The organism is Frigoribacterium sp. Leaf186 (assembly GCF_001423905.1).
Classification (GTDB): Bacteria; Actinomycetota; Actinomycetes; order Actinomycetales; family Microbacteriaceae; genus Frigoribacterium.
The window spans coordinates 423,047-438,411 of the sequence record NZ_LMPQ01000012.1 but is presented as its reverse complement, the minus strand read 5'-3'; the positions used below and the strand labels follow the sequence as shown (position 1 = coordinate 438,411).

Genomic DNA, 15,365 nt, shown 5'->3' with positions numbered 1-15,365 from the left:
GATCACGGCTGTCCCCCGAAGGCTGAGCAGCCGTCGAGCGCCGCGGTCTACCGTCCACGACGCACCCACCGGTGCGACGACTCCGCACGACACCCACGACGAACGGGAGACATCATGTTCCAGGGATCCGACCAACTCCGCGACAACATGCAGAAGGTCCTCGTCGACCTCATCGAGCTGCACGTCCAGGGCAAGCAGGCGCACTGGAACCTGCTCGGCTCGAACTTCCGCGACCTCCACCTGCAGCTCGACGAGATCGTCGACGCCGCCCGCGAGTTCAGCGACGAGGTGGCCGAGCGCATGCGCGCCGTCTACCTGATCCCCGACGGCCGCAGCGCGACCGTGACCCGCGAGACCACCCTGCCCGAGTTCCCCGCGGGCCCCGTCGAGACCACCGCGGTGGTCGACCTGATCGTCGACCGCATGTACGCCGTCACCGGCACCATGCGCACCGTCCACGACGACGTCGACGACGAGGACCCCACGACCGCCGACGTGCTGCACAGCATCCTCGAGCGCCTCGAGCAGCTCGCCTGGATGACCGGCGCCGAGAACCGCCACCCCGAGAAGGACGCCCGCCAGGACGCCACGCGTCAGCGTGACGAGGACGCCGCGGCCGAGGGCCTCGACCGCGTCGGCGCCGTCGCCAACTGACCCCACCACCTCACCAGGGCACCGTCCGAGGCCGCGCGACCCGCGCCTCCCGGGCGGTGCCCTCTCTCGTCGAAGGGACGACCCCATGACCGAATCGTTCGACCACGTCATCGTCGGCGGCGGCATGACCGCCGACGCCGCCGCGAAGGCGATCCACGAGACCACCCCCGACGCGACGGTGCTGATCGTCAGCGCCGATGTCGACGCGCCGTACACGCGCCCCGCACTGTCGAAGAAGCTCTGGACCGACCCCGACTACACCGAGGCCGACAACGACCTCGGCACGGTGGCCGACTCGAGTGCCGAGATCCGCCTGCGCACCCTCGTCGAGTCGATCGACCGCGAGGCACGAACGGTCACCACGAGCGACGGCGACGTCATCGGCTACGGCGCGCTGCTGCTCGCCACCGGCGGCAGCCCCACGGCCCTCGACCTGCCCGACGACGAGCGCGTCGTGTACTTCCGCACGGCAGAGGACTACCGGCGGCTGCGGTCGCTCTCGGGGTCGGGTCGCCACGTCGCCGTCGTGGGCGGCAGCTACATCGGCACCGAGCTCGCCGCGGCACTCGTGCAGAACGACACCCGCGTGACCCTGGTCTTCCCCGACGACGTGCTCGGCGCGTCGGTGTTCCCCGCGTCGATCGCGTCGACGTTCGAGAAGGCCTTCGAGGAGGCGCGGGTCGATTTGGCCCGCGGACGTCGCGTCGAGAGCGGCACGGCCGACGACGCCGGCGTGCACCTGCGACTCGACGACGGCTCGACGCTGGACGCCGACGGGGTCGTCGTCGGCCTCGGCATCTCGGTGGACGACCACCTCGCGGCCGACTCGGGACTAGCGACCGACGACGGCATCGTCGTCGACGAGCACCTGCGGACGAGCGACCCGAACGTCTTCGCCGCCGGCGACGTCGCGTCGTACCCCGACGCGATCCTCGGTCGTCGCCGCGTCGAGCACGTCGACAACGCCAAGTCGCAGGGCCCCGTCGTCGGTCGCAACATGACCGGCGCCGACGAGGTCTACGACCACACGCCGTACTACTACTCGAAGGTGTTCGACATCTCGTACGAGGCCGTCGGCACGCTCGACGCCTCACTCGAGACGGTCGTCGACGAGAAGGACGGCGGCCGCGCGGTCGTCTACTACCTCGGCGAGGGCGGGGCGGTCGAGGGCGTGCTGCTCTGGAACGTCGAGGAGGCCCGTGACGCGGCCCGCGCCGTCATCGCGGCAGGCACCGTGCCGCGCGACGAGCTGGTGGGACGCATCTGACGCCTGCCGACACCGACACGACGACGCCCGCCCGATCACGCGATCGGGCGGGCGTCGTCGTCTCGGTCGTGGTCGGGCTCGTGGTCGTCGTCGTGCCGGGCATCGTGCTCCGGCGGCACGGCCTCAGCCGAAGAGAAAGGGCGGGCGGGCGGCCCGGTCGAGCTCGAGCGCGAAGATGCCGCCGCTGAGCGGGAACTCCTCGAGCTGCTCGTCGCTCAGCCCCTCGCGGGCCGACAGCACGAACAGCGTCCGCAGGTCGTCGCCGCCGAACCCGATGCCGGTGAGGTTCGGCACGGGGAAGGCGATCTCGTCGACCAGGACCCCGTCGGCGTCGAGGTGCACCACCGTGCCCTCGCCGAAGATGGCGCCCCAGAACTCGCCGCGTTCGTCGCGGGCCAGGCCGTCGTGGGCGCCCTGCGACGAGAACGGCACGAGCTCGCCGAGGGTCCCCTCGGCATCCCACGAGGCCCGGTAGATCGTGTCGTCACCGGTGTCGGCGAGGTAGATCTCGCTGCCGTCGTCGTTCCACTCGAAGCCGTTGGTCGTGGCGAAGTCGTCGCGCAGCTGAGTGAGCCTGCCGTCGGGTGCGACGCGGTAGAGGCCGGCGACGGGGCTGCCCTCCGGGTCGGTGGCCCCGACGACGAAGGCGCCGAACGGGTCGCACTTGCCCTCGTTCAACCGCAGGCGCTCGTCGGCGTGGTCGACCGTGGCGATCGTCCGCTGCTCGGTCCCGTCGTCGCGCATGACGACGACCGTGTCGTCGAGGGCCGCGATCAGGCCTCCGCCGCGGCGTCGCTGGAAGCTCGGCAGCGGCGGGTCGACGAGGACCGTCGTGTCGCGCGTGCCGTCGGCCGAGGTGCGGTGCAGCAGGCCGTTCGTGATGTCGGTCCAGACGAGTTCGTGGGCGTCGACGTCCCAGACGGGGCTCTCACCGAGCGTGGCCCTGGCGTCGAGGAAGAGTCGGGGTTCGGACGTGGTTCCGGTCGGTAGGGACATCCACCAGGTCTACGCGCCCGGCATGTCCAGCCTCTCCACGCCTCGCCCCCAGGGGTACGGTGGCGGCCCCCTTGCACACAGAACACTGCGAGGGGCGGACACCGGGAGGCGCGACGGGCCACCGTAGGACGGGTGACGGACACCCTCGAGACCACCGACGACACCCAGGCCGACCACCACGGCGCGACCACCGGCGCCGCCGGCGAATGGCACCGGCCCGACCCGCGTGACGACGGCTACGTGCCGCTGCGGTCGTACGGCGCCATCGGTGACGGCCGAACCGTCGCCCTCATCGCCCGCGACGGCCAGATCGACTGGCTGCCCATGCCCGACATGGACAGCGACCCCGTCTTCTCGGGCATCGTCGACTCGGGCAAGGGCGGCCGCATCGAACTGCGGCCCGTCGACGACGACTTCGAGGTGCAGCGCGAGTACGTCGTGAACACCAACGTCCTCGTGACGAGGTTCCGCACCTCCTCGGGCGTGGTGCAGATCACGGACGCCCTGGTCACGGGCATCGCGGGGCGCCTGCCCTGGGCCGAGCTCGCCCGACGCGTCGAGGGCGTCTCGGGCTCCGTCGACATGCGCTGGGCCGTGATCCCGGGCAACACCTTCGGCACGCACCCCATCCGCCGGGTCGAGACCTTGCACGGCCCCGTGCTGCGGGCCGCCGACATCAACCTCGCACTCGTCGGCTTCGAGCACGGCCGCCTCGACTCGATCGAACCGGGCGACGGCGAGTCCCACGGCGGGCCGCACCGCTTCTGGGGCGAGTTCACCACGCACGAGGGCTCGCGCTCGTTGATCTGCCTCTGCGGCGTCGACGACGAACCGTTGCACCTGCCCGACCCGCACGTGGTCGACCAGGGCATCGACCGCACGGCGCGCAACTGGCAGACCTGGTCGGACGAGTTCAACTGGGACGGCCCGTGGTCCGAGGCCGTGCAGCGCAGCGCCCTGGCCCTCAAGCTCCTGATCTTCAGCCCGACCGGCGCGATCGCGGCGGCGGCGACCGCAGCCCTGCCCGAGAACTTCACCGGCGACAAGAACTGGGACTACCGCTTCGCCTGGGTCCGCGACCTGGCCTACACGGTCAACGCGCTGGTCCGCTTCGGCCTGCGCGAAGAGACGCAGGCCGCGGTGTCGTGGCTGCTGTCGGCGCTCAAGGCCAACGGCCACACGATGCACATCTTCTTGAACCTCGACGGCACGGTGCCCGACGGCACGCACGAGACCGGCTCCGAGGGCTGGCGGGGCATCGGCCCGGTCTACAAGGGCAACCCGGCGGGCGAACAGCTGCAGCTCGGCACCTACGCCGACATCCTGGCGATCATGAGCCAGTACGCCGCCGACGGCAACATCCTCGACGAGTCGACCGGCGACCTGCTGGCCGGCTTCGCCGACGACGCCTGCCGTCGCTGGCAGGAGAAGGACTCGGGCATGTGGGAGCTCGCCGACGAGCAGCACTACGTGAGCAGCAAGATGGGCTGCTGGCAGGCCATCGACGCCGCCCTGCATCTGACCGAGGTCGGCCAGATGCACCCCGACCCCGACGACGTCGAGTTCTGGAAGAAGAACCGCGACCTGATCGTCGACTGGGTCGCCGAGCACGGCTGGAACGACGAGGTGGGCTCGTACGTCATGTACCCGGGCAGCGAGAAGCTCGACGCCTCGGTGCTGCTGCACGCCCCGAGCGGGTTCGATCGCGGCGAGCGCATGTCGAGCACCATCGACGCCATCCGGCGCGAGCTCGGCGCCGGCCCCCTCGTGTTCCGCTACAGCGAGGTCGACCAGGAGGAAGGCACGTTCGTGGCCTGCGCCTTCTGGCTCGCCAGCGCACTGGCCTGCGTGGGCCGACAGGACGAGGCGGTCGAGCTGATGGACGAGCTCGTCCGGCAGCCGAACGACCTCGGCCTGCTGACCGAGATGATCAGCGCCGACGACGGGCAGTTCCTCGGCAACCTGCCCCAGGGCCTCAGCCACCTCGCGCTCGTCAACGCGGCGATCACCATCGACGAGATGGGCCGCGAGGGCACGACCGACGATCTCGAGGGACAGTGAGCGAGCACGGGGCGGCCCCCGCCGAGCCGACGACCCCCGACGACCTGACCCTCGTCGACGCGTGGTGGCGCGCGGCGAACTACCTGACCGTCGGTCAGATCTACCTCCTGGAGAACGCGCTGCTCACGCGGCCGATCCGGCGCGACGACGTCAAGCCGCGCCTCCTGGGGCACTGGGGCACGTCCCCCGCGTTGAGCTTCGTCTACGCCCACCTGAACCGGGTGATCCGGCGCGACGACCGTGACCTGCTGTACGTCTGCGGCCCGGGGCACGGTGGTCCGGCCATGGTGGCCAACACCTACCTCGAGGGCACCTACAGCGAACTGTTCCCCGACGTGTCGCAGGACGCCGCAGGGATGCAGAAGCTGTTCAAGCAGTTCTCGTTCCCCGGGGGCATCCCGTCGCACGCCGCCCCCGAGACCCCGGGCTCGATCAACGAGGGCGGAGAGCTCGGCTACTCGCTGAGCCACGCCTACGGCGCCGTGCTCGACGACCCCGACCTGGTCGCGGTGTGCGTCATCGGCGACGGCGAGGCCGAGACGGGCCCTCTGGCGACGAGCTGGCACGCGAACAAGCTGCTCGACGCCCGGCACGACGGGGCGGTCCTGCCGATCCTCAACCTCAACGGCTACAAGATCGCCAACCCGACGGTGCTGTCGCGCATCCCGGAGTCCGAGCTGATCGACCTGATGCGCGGCTACGGTTACGAGCCGCTGGTGGTCGCAGGAGGCTTCGACGGCGAAGACCCCATGCGCGTGCACGAACGCATGGCGACGGCCCTCGACCACGCGTTCGCGCGCATCGACGAGCTGCAGCGGGAGGCCCGGGCCGCCGGCGCCGACGGCGAGCGGCCACGCTGGCCCATGATCGTGCTGCGCACCCCCAAGGGCTGGACCGGGCCGAAGGTCGTCGACGGGCTGCGCATCGAGGGCACCTGGCGGGCGCACCAGGTGCCGCTCAGCGGGGTCCGCGACGACGACGCGCATCGCGCCCAGCTCGACGACTGGATGCGCTCCTACGGTGCCGACGAGCTGTTCGACGAGACGGGGCGACCCGTGGCGTGGCTCGACGGGCTGCGACCGCGTGGCGAGAAGCGCATGAGCGCCATCCCGGCGTCGAACGGCGGTCTCGTCCGGCGTGACCTGTCCCTGAGCGACTACCGGGCGCACGCGGTCGAGACGTCGGACGACCGCCGCACCCAGGCCGAGGCCACCCGCGTGCTCGGCCGGTGGCTCGCCGAGGTCGTACGCGACAACCCGTCGACGTTCCGGCTCTTCGGGCCCGACGAGACGGTGTCGAACCGCCTCGACGGGGTGTTCGACGTGACCGAGCGCGTCTGGTCCGCCGACATCTGGCCCGACGACGAACACGTCGCCCGCAGCGGCCGCGTGATGGAGGTCCTGAGCGAACACCTGCTGCAGGGCCTCATGGAGGGCTACCTGCTGACCGGGCGCCACGGCCTGCTGAACACGTACGAGGCGTTCGTGCACATCGTCGACTCGATGTTCAACCAGCACGCCAAGTGGCTCGAGAGCGCCGACGAGATCGACTGGCGCGCGCCCATCTCGTCGTTCACCTACCTGCTCTCGTCGCACGTCTGGCGGCAGGACCACAACGGGTTCTCCCACCAGGACCCGGGCTTCCTCGACGTCGTCGTCAACAAGCAGGCGCACCTCGTGCGCATCTACCTCGCCCCCGACGCCAACACGCTGCTGGCCGTGGCGGACCACGCGTTCCGGACCACCGACACGGTCAACGTCATCGTCGCGGGCAAACAGGAGTCACCGGCCTGGCTGTCCCTGGCCGAAGCCGAGGAGCACGTCCGGCGAGGTGCCGGAATCTGGGAGTGGGCCGGCACCGAGGGCACGCCCGTCGACGGCGTCGACCCCGACGTCGTGCTGGCCTGCGCCGGCGACGTGCCGACCCTCGAGACGGTCGCCGCCGCCGACCTGTTGCGCGAACTGCTGCCGTCGTTGACCACCCGCGTGGTCAACGTCGTCGACCTCATGCGCCTCCAGGACGTGACCGAGCACTCGCACGGCCTCACGAGCGACGACTTCGACGCGCTGTTCACGACCTCGAAGCCGGTCGTCTTCGACTTCCACGGCTACCCGTCGCTCGTGCACCAGCTCACCTACCGGCGCACGAACCACGACAACCTGCACGTGCGGGGCTTCCAGGAGAAGGGCACGACCACGACGCCCTTCGACATGGCCATGCTCAACGACATCGACCGGTACCGCCTGGTGCTCGACGTGCTGCACCGGGTGCCCGGGTTGGCCGACGAGCACCCCGAGCTGGTCGCCGATCTCGAGTCGCGACGCGAGGCCGCCCGGGCGTACGCCTACGAGCACGGCGAGGACCACCCCGACGTCACCGGCTGGCAGTTCGGCGCCTGAGGGTGCGACAGGTCGACCGCCCGGGCGTACGGTCGGGCGCATGACGCCGAAGGACGACACTCCCCCGCAGCTGAAGAACCCCGACATGTACGAGGCCCTCCGTGACGAGGGTGCCTCGAAGGAGAAGGCGGCGCGCATCTCGAACGCGGCCGCGCAGAAGGGCAACAGCGAGAAGAAGGTCGCTGCCAAGGGGGGCAGGGCCGGGTCGTACGACGATTGGACCGTCGACGACCTCAAGGCGAGGGCGAAGGAACTGGGCGTCACGGGCTACTCCGACCTGAAGAAAGCCGACCTGGTCGAGGCGTTGCGCGACCACTGAGCGCTGAGCGCTAAGCACTGAGCACTGAGCACTGAGTGTCGGAGTTGCCGTCCGCCGGGGGTGTCCGTGCCGCAGGCGCTCGCCTCACGGCAACTCGGCCGCGATGCCGTCAGCTGGCCTTCTTCTTCGGGGCCGCCTTCTTCTTCGGAGCCGACGAGGCGGGCTGCTTCTTCGCAGCGGGCTTCTTCGCGGCGGGTTTCTTCGCGGCCGGCCCCTTCGCGGCCGGCTTCGTCGAACCCGCGGAGGCGCTCGTCGACGACGCGGCGGGCTTCTTCGCGGGCTTCCGGTGGCCACCCGACCGGTTCTTCTCGACCGACTGGCGCAGCGCCTCCATCAGGTCGATGACCTCGCCGCCCTCGCCGTCGTCGTCATCCGGCTTCTCGCCGAAGGTGGCGTCCGTGTCGAGCGACTCGCCCTCCTCCAGCTTGGCGTCGATGAGCTGCCGCAGCTCCTCCTGGTAGTCGTCGCTGAAGTCGGCCGGCTCGAAGTCGTCGCTCAGCGAGTCGACGAGCGACGACGACATGTCGAGCTCCTTGTCACTGATGCGGGTCTGCTTCTCCAGGGCGGGGAACCTCGCCTCGCGCACCTCGTCGTCCCAGAGCAGCGTCTGCAGCATGAGCACGTCGCCGCGCACCCGCAGGGCGGCGAGCCGGGTCTTCTGCCGGAGCGAGAAGTGCACGATCGCGGTGCGGTCGGTCTCCTCGAGGGTGCGGCGCAGCAGGACGTACGCCTTCGGCGAGGTGCCGTCCGGCTCGAGGAAGTAGCTGCGGTCGAGCATGATCGGGTCGATCTGGTCGCTCGGCACGAACTCGAGCACGTCGATCTCGCGCGAGCGCTCCTCGGGCAGCGACTTGAGGTCGTCGCCGGTGATCACCACGGTGCGGTCGCCGTCGTCGTAGGCCTTGTCGATGTGCTCGTAGTCGACGACCTTGCCGCAGATCTCGCACTTCCGTTGGTAGCGGATGCGCCCGCCGTCCGCGTCGTGCACCTGGTGCAGCGACACGTCGTGGTCCTCGGTGGCGCTGTACAGCTTGACGGGCACGTTGACGAGCCCGAACGTGATCGCGCCCTTCCAGATCGATCGCATGACGCTCATCTTTCTCCGCGTGCGCTCCGAATGACCGCCCACGGGGTACAGGCCCCGACCGTCGGAGGCGCGGTGCGGGCACCGTGGGCGCATGAGCCAATACGACAAGAAGAACCCGGTCGACCTCTACCCGGCACCGCCGTTCCCGAAGCAGGAGCAGTCGTTGCCCGGCGAGGCCTGGAAGATGGACCCCAAGCCCGACCACGGCGAGACCAGCTACGTCGGCAAGGAGCGCCTCACCGGCTTCCGTGGCGTCGTCACCGGTGCGGACTCGGGCATCGGTCGCGCCGCCGCGATCGCGCTCAGCCGCGAAGGCGCCGACCTCGTGCTCAGCTACCTGCCCAGCGAGCAGAAGGACGCCGAAGAGGTCCGCGACCTGCTCGAGGGCGAGGGTCGCAAGGCCGTCCTCGTGCCCGGCGACATCTCGGACGAGCAGTACTGCCACGACCTCGTGCAGAAGGCGGTCGACGAGTTCGGCGGGCTCGACACGCTCGTCATGGTCGCCGGTCGCATGAAGAGCAACGACGACATCCTCACCCTGACCACCGAAGACATCGACTCGACGATCAAGACAAACGTCTACTCGCTGTTCTGGCTGACCCAGGCCGCCATCCCCCACCTCGAGCCCGGCTCGTCGATCGTCACGACCGGTTCGGTCCAGGGCACGCAGCCCAGCCCCGACAAGATCGACTACGCCCTCACCAAGGGTGCGATCGGCGTCTTCACCTCGGGCCTCGCGCAGCAGCTGGCGCCCAAGGGCATCCGCGTCAACCAGGTCTCGCCCGGCCCGGTCTGGACCCCCCTGCAGCCCGGCTCCGACGACGCCGAGACGGTGTCGGAGTTCGGCGGCCAGGCACCGTTCGGCCGTCCCGGTCAGCCCGCCGAGCTCGCCGCGGCCTACGTGCACCTCGTGAGCCCCGAGTCGAGCTACACCTCGGGCGCGACCATCACGATCGCCGGAGCGATGCCCGCGGTCTGACCCGCGCCTCCTCGGCTCGGTCGTCCTGACGACGCCACGGCCCGTCGTCCCGCTCGCGCGGGGCGGCGGGCCGCGGTCGTCCCCGGCGGCGGACCGGCGTGAGGCGACCCGGGTCGGACGAGACCCGCGTAGAACGAGAGGCACACGAGGCGAGGAGGCGCGCGATGGCGGGCAAGGGACGCGGCGAGACCGTCGAGGTCGGCGGGCACCGGCTGCAGCTGACGAACCTCGACAAGGTGCTCTACCCCGACGCGGGCACGACCAAGGCCGACGTGCTGGGCTACTACGCGGCCGTCGCCGAGTGGATGCTGCCGCACGTCGAGGGCCGGCCGGCGACCCGCAAGCGCTGGGTGGACGGCGTCGAGGGCGAGGTGTTCTTCGAGAAGAACCTGCCCGACTCCGCACCCGACTGGGTCGCCCGGCACACCGTCGAGCACAAGGACCACGCGAACGTCTACCCGATGGTGAACGACGTGGCGACGCTGACCTGGCTGGCCCAGGTCGCCGCGCTCGAGGTGCACGTGCCGCAGTGGCGGTTCGGCCCGAAGGGAGCGCAGCGCAACCCCGACCGGCTGGTGCTCGACCTCGACCCGGGCGAGGGCGTCGGCCTCGCCGAGTGCGTCGCCGTCGCGAAGCTGCTGCGCCCGATCGTCGAGGGCATGGGCCTCGAGCTGATGCCCGTCACGAGCGGCAGCAAGGGCGTGCACCTCTACGCCCGGCTCGACGGACGCCAGACGAGCGCACAGGTCGGCGAGGTCGCCCACGAGCTGGCCCGGGCGATGGAGGCCGACCACCCCGACCTCGTCCTCAGCACGATGGGCAAGGCCGACCGCCGGGGCAAGGTGCTGCTCGACTGGTCGCAGAACAACGGCAACAAGACGACGGTCGCCCCGTACTCGCTGCGGGGGCGGACCAGACCGACCGTCGCCATGCCGCGCACCTGGCGCGAACTCGCGTCCGCGTCGCTCGTGCAGCTCGAGTACACCGAGGTGCTGTCGCGGCTGAAGCGGCGCGGCGACCCGCTGGCCGACGTGTCGGCGCACGTGCCCGTGCCGCCCGGAGAACTGGGCGAGGACTTCCGCAACACCGAGGCCGCGGACCACGACCCGTCCGAGAAGACGCGGGACCGCCTCGAGGTCTACCGGTCGAAGCGGGACGCGTCCAAGACCGCCGAGCCGGTGCCCGCCGCCGCCCCCGCCTCGACCGACGGCACGAGCTTCGTCATCCAGGAGCACCACGCCAGCTCGCTGCACTGGGACTTCCGGCTCGAGCACGACGGCGTGCTCGTCAGCTGGGCCCTGCCCAAGGGCGAGCCGGACGACCCCGGCACCAACCACCTCGCCGTGCAGACCGAGGACCACCCGCTCGAGTACGGCACCTTCGAGGGCACCATCGCGAAGGGCGAGTACGGCGCCGGCGAGGTCACCATCTGGGATTCGGGCGCGTACGACCTCGAGAAGTGGCGCGACGGCAAGGAGGTCATCGTCGTGCTGCACGGCGAGCAGCGCGGCACCCGGCGCGTGGCGTTGATCCACACCGGGCACGGGGGCGGACGCGCCGAGTCGAACTGGCTGATCCACCGCATGAAGGACGACGCGGGCGACGGCGGCGGCTCTCCGGGTGCCGCGCCCGTCGGCAATTCAGGCAAACGACCGCGTGGCACCCGGAAAACGGCTGCAGACGCGCATTCTCCTGAGTCGCCGACCACCACGTCGTCCGCGGGGTCGACGACGGCAGGAGGCGCGGGTCACGACGACCGCGGAGGCCGCGTCGGCAACTCCTCACGCACGTCGCGCGCGGCCGGCGGCTCCCCCGAGAAGGCGGGCCGCGCCTCCTCGGGTCGTGGCACGAAGGAGGAGATGCCCGCACCCGACCCCGTCGCACCGATGCTGGCGACGACGGGCGATGCGCACGACGTCTCGGACGGCGAGTGGGCGTTCGAGATGAAGTGGGACGGCATCCGCGCGGTGGCGGTCGTCCAGGGCGGCGCGGTCACGCTGACCAGTCGCAACGGCAACGACCTCACCCCGGCCTACCCCGAGCTGCAGGTGCTGGCCGAGCGGGTCGACAGCGGAGGAGGCGCGGTGCTCGACGGTGAGATCGTGGCCGTCGACGAGAAGAGTCGCCCCGACTTCGGCCTGCTGCAGACGCGCATGGGGCTGACGCGGCCCCGCGACGTGGCCCGGGCGGCGAAGGGTGCACCCGTCAAGCTGTTGCTCTTCGACGTCATGCGGGCCGAGGGTCGCTCGCTCGTGAAGGACGAGTACGACGACCGGCGCGAGGTGCTCGAGCGGATCGTCGAGAGCGGTGGCGCCATCGACGTGCCCCCGGCGTTCGACGGCGACCTGGAGGCGGCGGTCGCCACCTCGAAGCGCCTCCGGCTCGAGGGCGTGGTCGCCAAGCGCCGCGACGCGACCTACAGCGCCGGCCGACGCTCGCGGGCCTGGATCAAGATGAAGCACCACCAGACGCAGGAGGTCGTGATCGCCGGCTGGCGCCCCGGGGTCGGTCGACGGGCGGACGGGGTCGGCTCGCTGCTGATGGGCGTGCCCGGCGACGACGGACTGCACTACGTCGGCCGGGTCGGCACGGGCTTCACCGACCGCGAGCTCGACGAGCTGCTGCCGTCGTTGCGGGCGGCCGAGCGGAAGACCAGCCCGCTGGTCGGCGTGCCCCCGGTCGACGCGCGCGACGCGCACTGGGTCACCCCGTCGCGGGTGGGCGAGGTGGCGATCGCCGAGTGGACGTCGACCGGCCGGCTGCGGCAGCCGAGCTGGCGCGGGTGGCGGCCCGACAAGTCGCCGGACGACGTCGTCCGCGAGGGGTGAGGCACCGCACGACGCCAGGAGGTGGGCACGGCACCAGGAGAAGGCCTGGCGCTGTGCTCATCTCCTGGTGTCGTCTCGTCGGGTATCGGTCTGCGCCCGTCGGGTGTTGAGTGCAGCATGAGCACACCTCCCCCGGCCCCGACCGACGCCGCGACCCTGCGCGGCCGACGGGTCGTGCTCGTGGTCGCCGTGCTCGCGTCGTTCGTGGCGTTCCTCGACGGGTCGATCGTCACGGTGGCCCTGCCCGCCATCGCCCGCGAGCTCGGCGGCGGCACGGCGGCCGGCGGCGCAGCCGGCGACGGTGGTGCCGGCCTCGCCCTGCAGCAGTGGGTCGTCGACGCCTACCTCCTGACGCTGGGCTCGCTCATGCTCGTGGCCGGCTCGCTCAGCGACACCTTCGGCCGGGTGCGCGTGCTGCGCGCGGGGCTGGTCGGCTTCGCCGTGACGAGCGTGCTCGCCGCCCTCGCCCCCGACCCGGGCCTGCTGATCGCCGCCCGCGCCCTGCAGGGCGTCACCGCGGCCCTGCTCGTGCCGAGCAGCCTCGCCCTGATCACCTCGACGTTCACCGGCCCGGCGCAGGGCAAGGCCATCGGCAGCTGGACCGCCTGGACCGGCGTCGCGTTCCTGATCGGCCCGCTGACCGGCGGCGCCCTCGTCGACACCCTCGGCTGGCGCTGGGTGTTCGCCGTCGTCGTCGTGCCGGTCGTGCTCACCCTCGTGCTCATGACCCGGCTGCCGGGCGACGCGCACCGGGGTGCCGAGGGCGCTCCCCCGCGGGTCGACGTCGTCGGCGCCGTGCTCGCCGCCGTCGGGCTGGCGGGCCCCGTCTTCGCGCTCATCGAGGGGCAGCGCGTCGGGTTCGGCGCGTGGTTCGTCGTCGTGCCGCTCGTGGTCGGGCTCGCCGCGCTCGCCGCCTTCGTCTGGTGGGAGCGCCGGACGCCCGCCCCGATGATGCCGCTCAGCCTGTTCCGCACCCGCAGCTTCACGGTGGGCAACCTGGCCACCGTCGGCATCTACGCCGCGCTCAGCCTCGGCACCCTGACCATCCCGCTGGTCGTGCAAGAGCTGGCCGGGCTGCCCGCGACCCTGGCCGGTCTCGTCACCCTGCCGACGACGATCGTGTCGCTGGCCTTCTCCACCCTGTTCGGCACCCTTGCCGCCACGCACGGCCCGCGCCTGTTCATGACGATCGGGCCGCTGATCACCGCGAGCGGGTTCGTCTGGATGCTGCTCGTCCGCGATCCGATCGACGTCTGGTGGCAGATCGTGCCCGGCGTCGTCCTGTTCGGCTTCGGCCTGTCGGTGACCGTCGCACCGCTGACCTCGACGGTGCTGTCGCAGATCCCGCCCGGGCAGTCGGGCATCGCGTCGGCCGTCAACAACGCCATCTCGCGAGTGGCCGGGCTGGTCGCGGTCGCGTTCCTCGGCGTCATCGCCGGAGGCGCGCTCACGGTGGGCGGGTTCCACCGCGTCGTGATCGTCGTCGCCGTGCTGCTCGGGGTGAGCGCGCTGGTGTCGTTCGTCGGCCTGCGCGACCGCACCCGCGCCTCCTGAGGTCGCCGTCGCGGGGCGACCGGCAGGAGGCGCGGCGTCAGGCTCCGAAGCGCCGCCAGGAGGCGTCCTGCTGGGCCAGGCGGCGCAGCGCGAGCAGCAAGGGCTCGATGAGCACGGTGCCGAGCACGACGTACTGCACCGCAGCGTCGACGGAGTCGACCGGGATGCCGGCGATCTCGGCCTCGGCGATGTCGGCCATCGAGCGGGCGTAGCCGTCGAGCGCCCCGTCGGGAAGCTCGAACCCGGCGGCGTCGAGCCCGTCGACCGCGGCCTCGAGCGCGGCGAGCACGTCGACCGACCCCGGGTCGATCGACCACCCCCAGCCGGCCACGAGGGCCTCGGCTCGAGCGAGGTCGACGCCCTCGTCAGCCGTCGCGGTGACGGCGGTCTGGGCGACGCCGAGCACCTCGGCGACCGTCTCGTGGTCGCCGTCGAGCTGCGCCAGGACGTCGCGGGCCCGCGCCACGCTGAGCCCGCCCGCGCCGAGCAGCGCGCGCACCAGCCGCAGCCGACGCACGTGCTCGTCGCCGTAGCGGGCCTGGGTGGCGCTGGTGCGCTCGCCCTCGGGCAGCAGGCCCTCGCGCAGGTAGTACTTGATCGTGGCGACCGGCACCCCGGTCGTCTCGGCGAGTTGGGAGATGCGCACGGATTGCCCCTTGACATTGGATAGCGCTACTCTCCAATATTGGAGAGCGCCACTATCCATCTAAGGAGACATCATGTCGCGAGTCAACCCGGGCCGGACCACCCACGAGCACGACGGCGAGCTCGTGGTCTTTCTCATCGGCATGACCGTCAACCACTGGTGGCGTCCCGACCAGTGGCTGCCCGTCTTCGCGGCGATGGGGCCGATGCTCACCGAGTTGTTCCGCGACCCCGAGAGCGGCCTCGCGGGCATGCGGCTGACGCTCGGTCGTGGCGGGCCGGTCCTCGTGCAGTACTGGACCTCGCTCGACAAGCTCTACGCGTACGCGAGCTCGCCGCAGCAGGCGCACCGACCGGCCTGGACGGCCTTCAACGGCCGAGCGCGCCGGGCGCCGGGCGCCGTCGGCATCTGGCACGAGACCTTCGTCGTCGAGCGCGCCGAGAGCATGTACGTCGGCATGGCGCCGTCGGGGCTGGCCAGGGCGACCCGGTCGGTGCCGGTCGGGCCGCGCAGCGACACCGCCAGGGCCCGGGCCGCGAGCGGCCGGACGCCCGGCGCCGCGTCGGCCTGACGCC

Annotated in this window: 12 protein-coding genes; 9 read left to right on the top strand and 3 right to left on the bottom strand. The window is 71.5% G+C overall.

The window, feature by feature from the left end; translation table 11 throughout:
* Positions 1-114 precede the first annotated feature (114 nt).
* Together ASG05_RS15140 and ASG05_RS15135 are read left to right on the top strand one after the other, a co-directional pair.
* On the top strand, positions 115-654 hold the full coding sequence (locus tag ASG05_RS15140; protein WP_082486856.1) for a Dps family protein: 540 nt from the start codon (positions 115-117) through the stop codon (positions 652-654).
* Between the two features lie 85 nt (positions 655-739).
* On the top strand, positions 740-1,921 hold the full coding sequence (locus tag ASG05_RS15135) for an NAD(P)/FAD-dependent oxidoreductase (RefSeq protein WP_056262700.1): 1,182 nt from the start codon (positions 740-742) through the stop codon (positions 1,919-1,921).
* Between the two features lie 123 nt (positions 1,922-2,044).
* Here the strand turns inward: ASG05_RS15135 and ASG05_RS15130 are convergent, their stop codons facing one another.
* Positions 2,045-2,917: an SMP-30/gluconolactonase/LRE family protein gene (locus ASG05_RS15130; protein ID WP_056262696.1), complete on the bottom strand. Its 873-nt coding sequence runs from the start codon at positions 2,915-2,917 to the stop codon at positions 2,045-2,047.
* Positions 2,918-3,157: 240 nt separating this feature from the next.
* On the opposite strand from ASG05_RS15130, the gene ASG05_RS15125 reads away from it, so the two are divergent.
* Genes ASG05_RS15125 through ASG05_RS15115 form a run of 3 tightly spaced genes read left to right on the top strand, consistent with a single transcriptional unit; the run spans position 3,158 to position 7,696 of the window.
* Entirely contained in the window at positions 3,158-4,978 is a 1,821-nt protein-coding gene (locus ASG05_RS15125; protein ID WP_056263211.1) for a glycoside hydrolase family 15 protein, read from the top strand.
* Entirely contained in the window at positions 4,975-7,377 is a 2,403-nt protein-coding gene (locus ASG05_RS15120; RefSeq protein ID WP_056262693.1) for a phosphoketolase, read from the top strand. Before ASG05_RS15125 ends, ASG05_RS15120 begins: the two co-directional genes overlap by 4 nt.
* A gap of 40 nt (positions 7,378-7,417) precedes the next feature.
* Entirely contained in the window at positions 7,418-7,696 is a 279-nt protein-coding gene (locus ASG05_RS15115) for a Rho termination factor N-terminal domain-containing protein (protein ID WP_056262689.1), read from the top strand.
* A gap of 109 nt (positions 7,697-7,805) precedes the next feature.
* Here ASG05_RS15115 and ASG05_RS15110 read toward each other — a convergent pair whose 3' ends face one another.
* Positions 7,806-8,783 (bottom strand): Ku protein, encoded by a 978-nt coding sequence (locus ASG05_RS15110; protein ID WP_056263207.1) that lies wholly within the window; start codon positions 8,781-8,783, stop codon positions 7,806-7,808.
* A gap of 91 nt (positions 8,784-8,874) precedes the next feature.
* Here ASG05_RS15110 and ASG05_RS15105 point away from each other — a divergent pair, with 91 nt between their 5' ends.
* From ASG05_RS15105 to ASG05_RS15095, 3 genes are all read left to right on the top strand, one after another.
* Positions 8,875-9,762 carry an SDR family oxidoreductase gene (locus tag ASG05_RS15105; protein ID WP_056262685.1) on the top strand — a complete coding sequence of 296 codons (888 nt, stop codon included), beginning with the start codon at positions 8,875-8,877 and terminating at the stop codon, positions 9,760-9,762.
* A 164-nt stretch (positions 9,763-9,926) separates the two neighbouring features.
* On the top strand, positions 9,927-12,590 hold the full coding sequence (locus tag ASG05_RS15100) for an ATP-dependent DNA ligase (RefSeq protein ID WP_056262682.1): 2,664 nt from the start codon (positions 9,927-9,929) through the stop codon (positions 12,588-12,590).
* 117 nt (positions 12,591-12,707) lie between these two features.
* The gene (locus ASG05_RS15095; RefSeq protein ID WP_056262679.1) at positions 12,708-14,144 is read left to right on the top strand and encodes an MFS transporter; all 1,437 of its coding nucleotides are present in this window, start codon (positions 12,708-12,710) and stop codon (positions 14,142-14,144) included.
* A gap of 37 nt (positions 14,145-14,181) precedes the next feature.
* Here ASG05_RS15095 and ASG05_RS15090 read toward each other — a convergent pair whose 3' ends face one another.
* Positions 14,182-14,790: a MerR family transcriptional regulator gene (locus ASG05_RS15090; RefSeq protein ID WP_056262674.1), complete on the bottom strand. Its 609-nt coding sequence runs from the start codon at positions 14,788-14,790 to the stop codon at positions 14,182-14,184.
* Between the two features lie 73 nt (positions 14,791-14,863).
* On the opposite strand from ASG05_RS15090, the gene ASG05_RS15085 reads away from it, so the two are divergent.
* Complete coding sequence (locus tag ASG05_RS15085) at positions 14,864-15,361, top strand: DUF4188 domain-containing protein (protein ID WP_056262671.1); 498 nt, start codon at positions 14,864-14,866, stop codon at positions 15,359-15,361.
* The last annotated feature ends 4 nt before the right edge of the window (positions 15,362-15,365 follow it).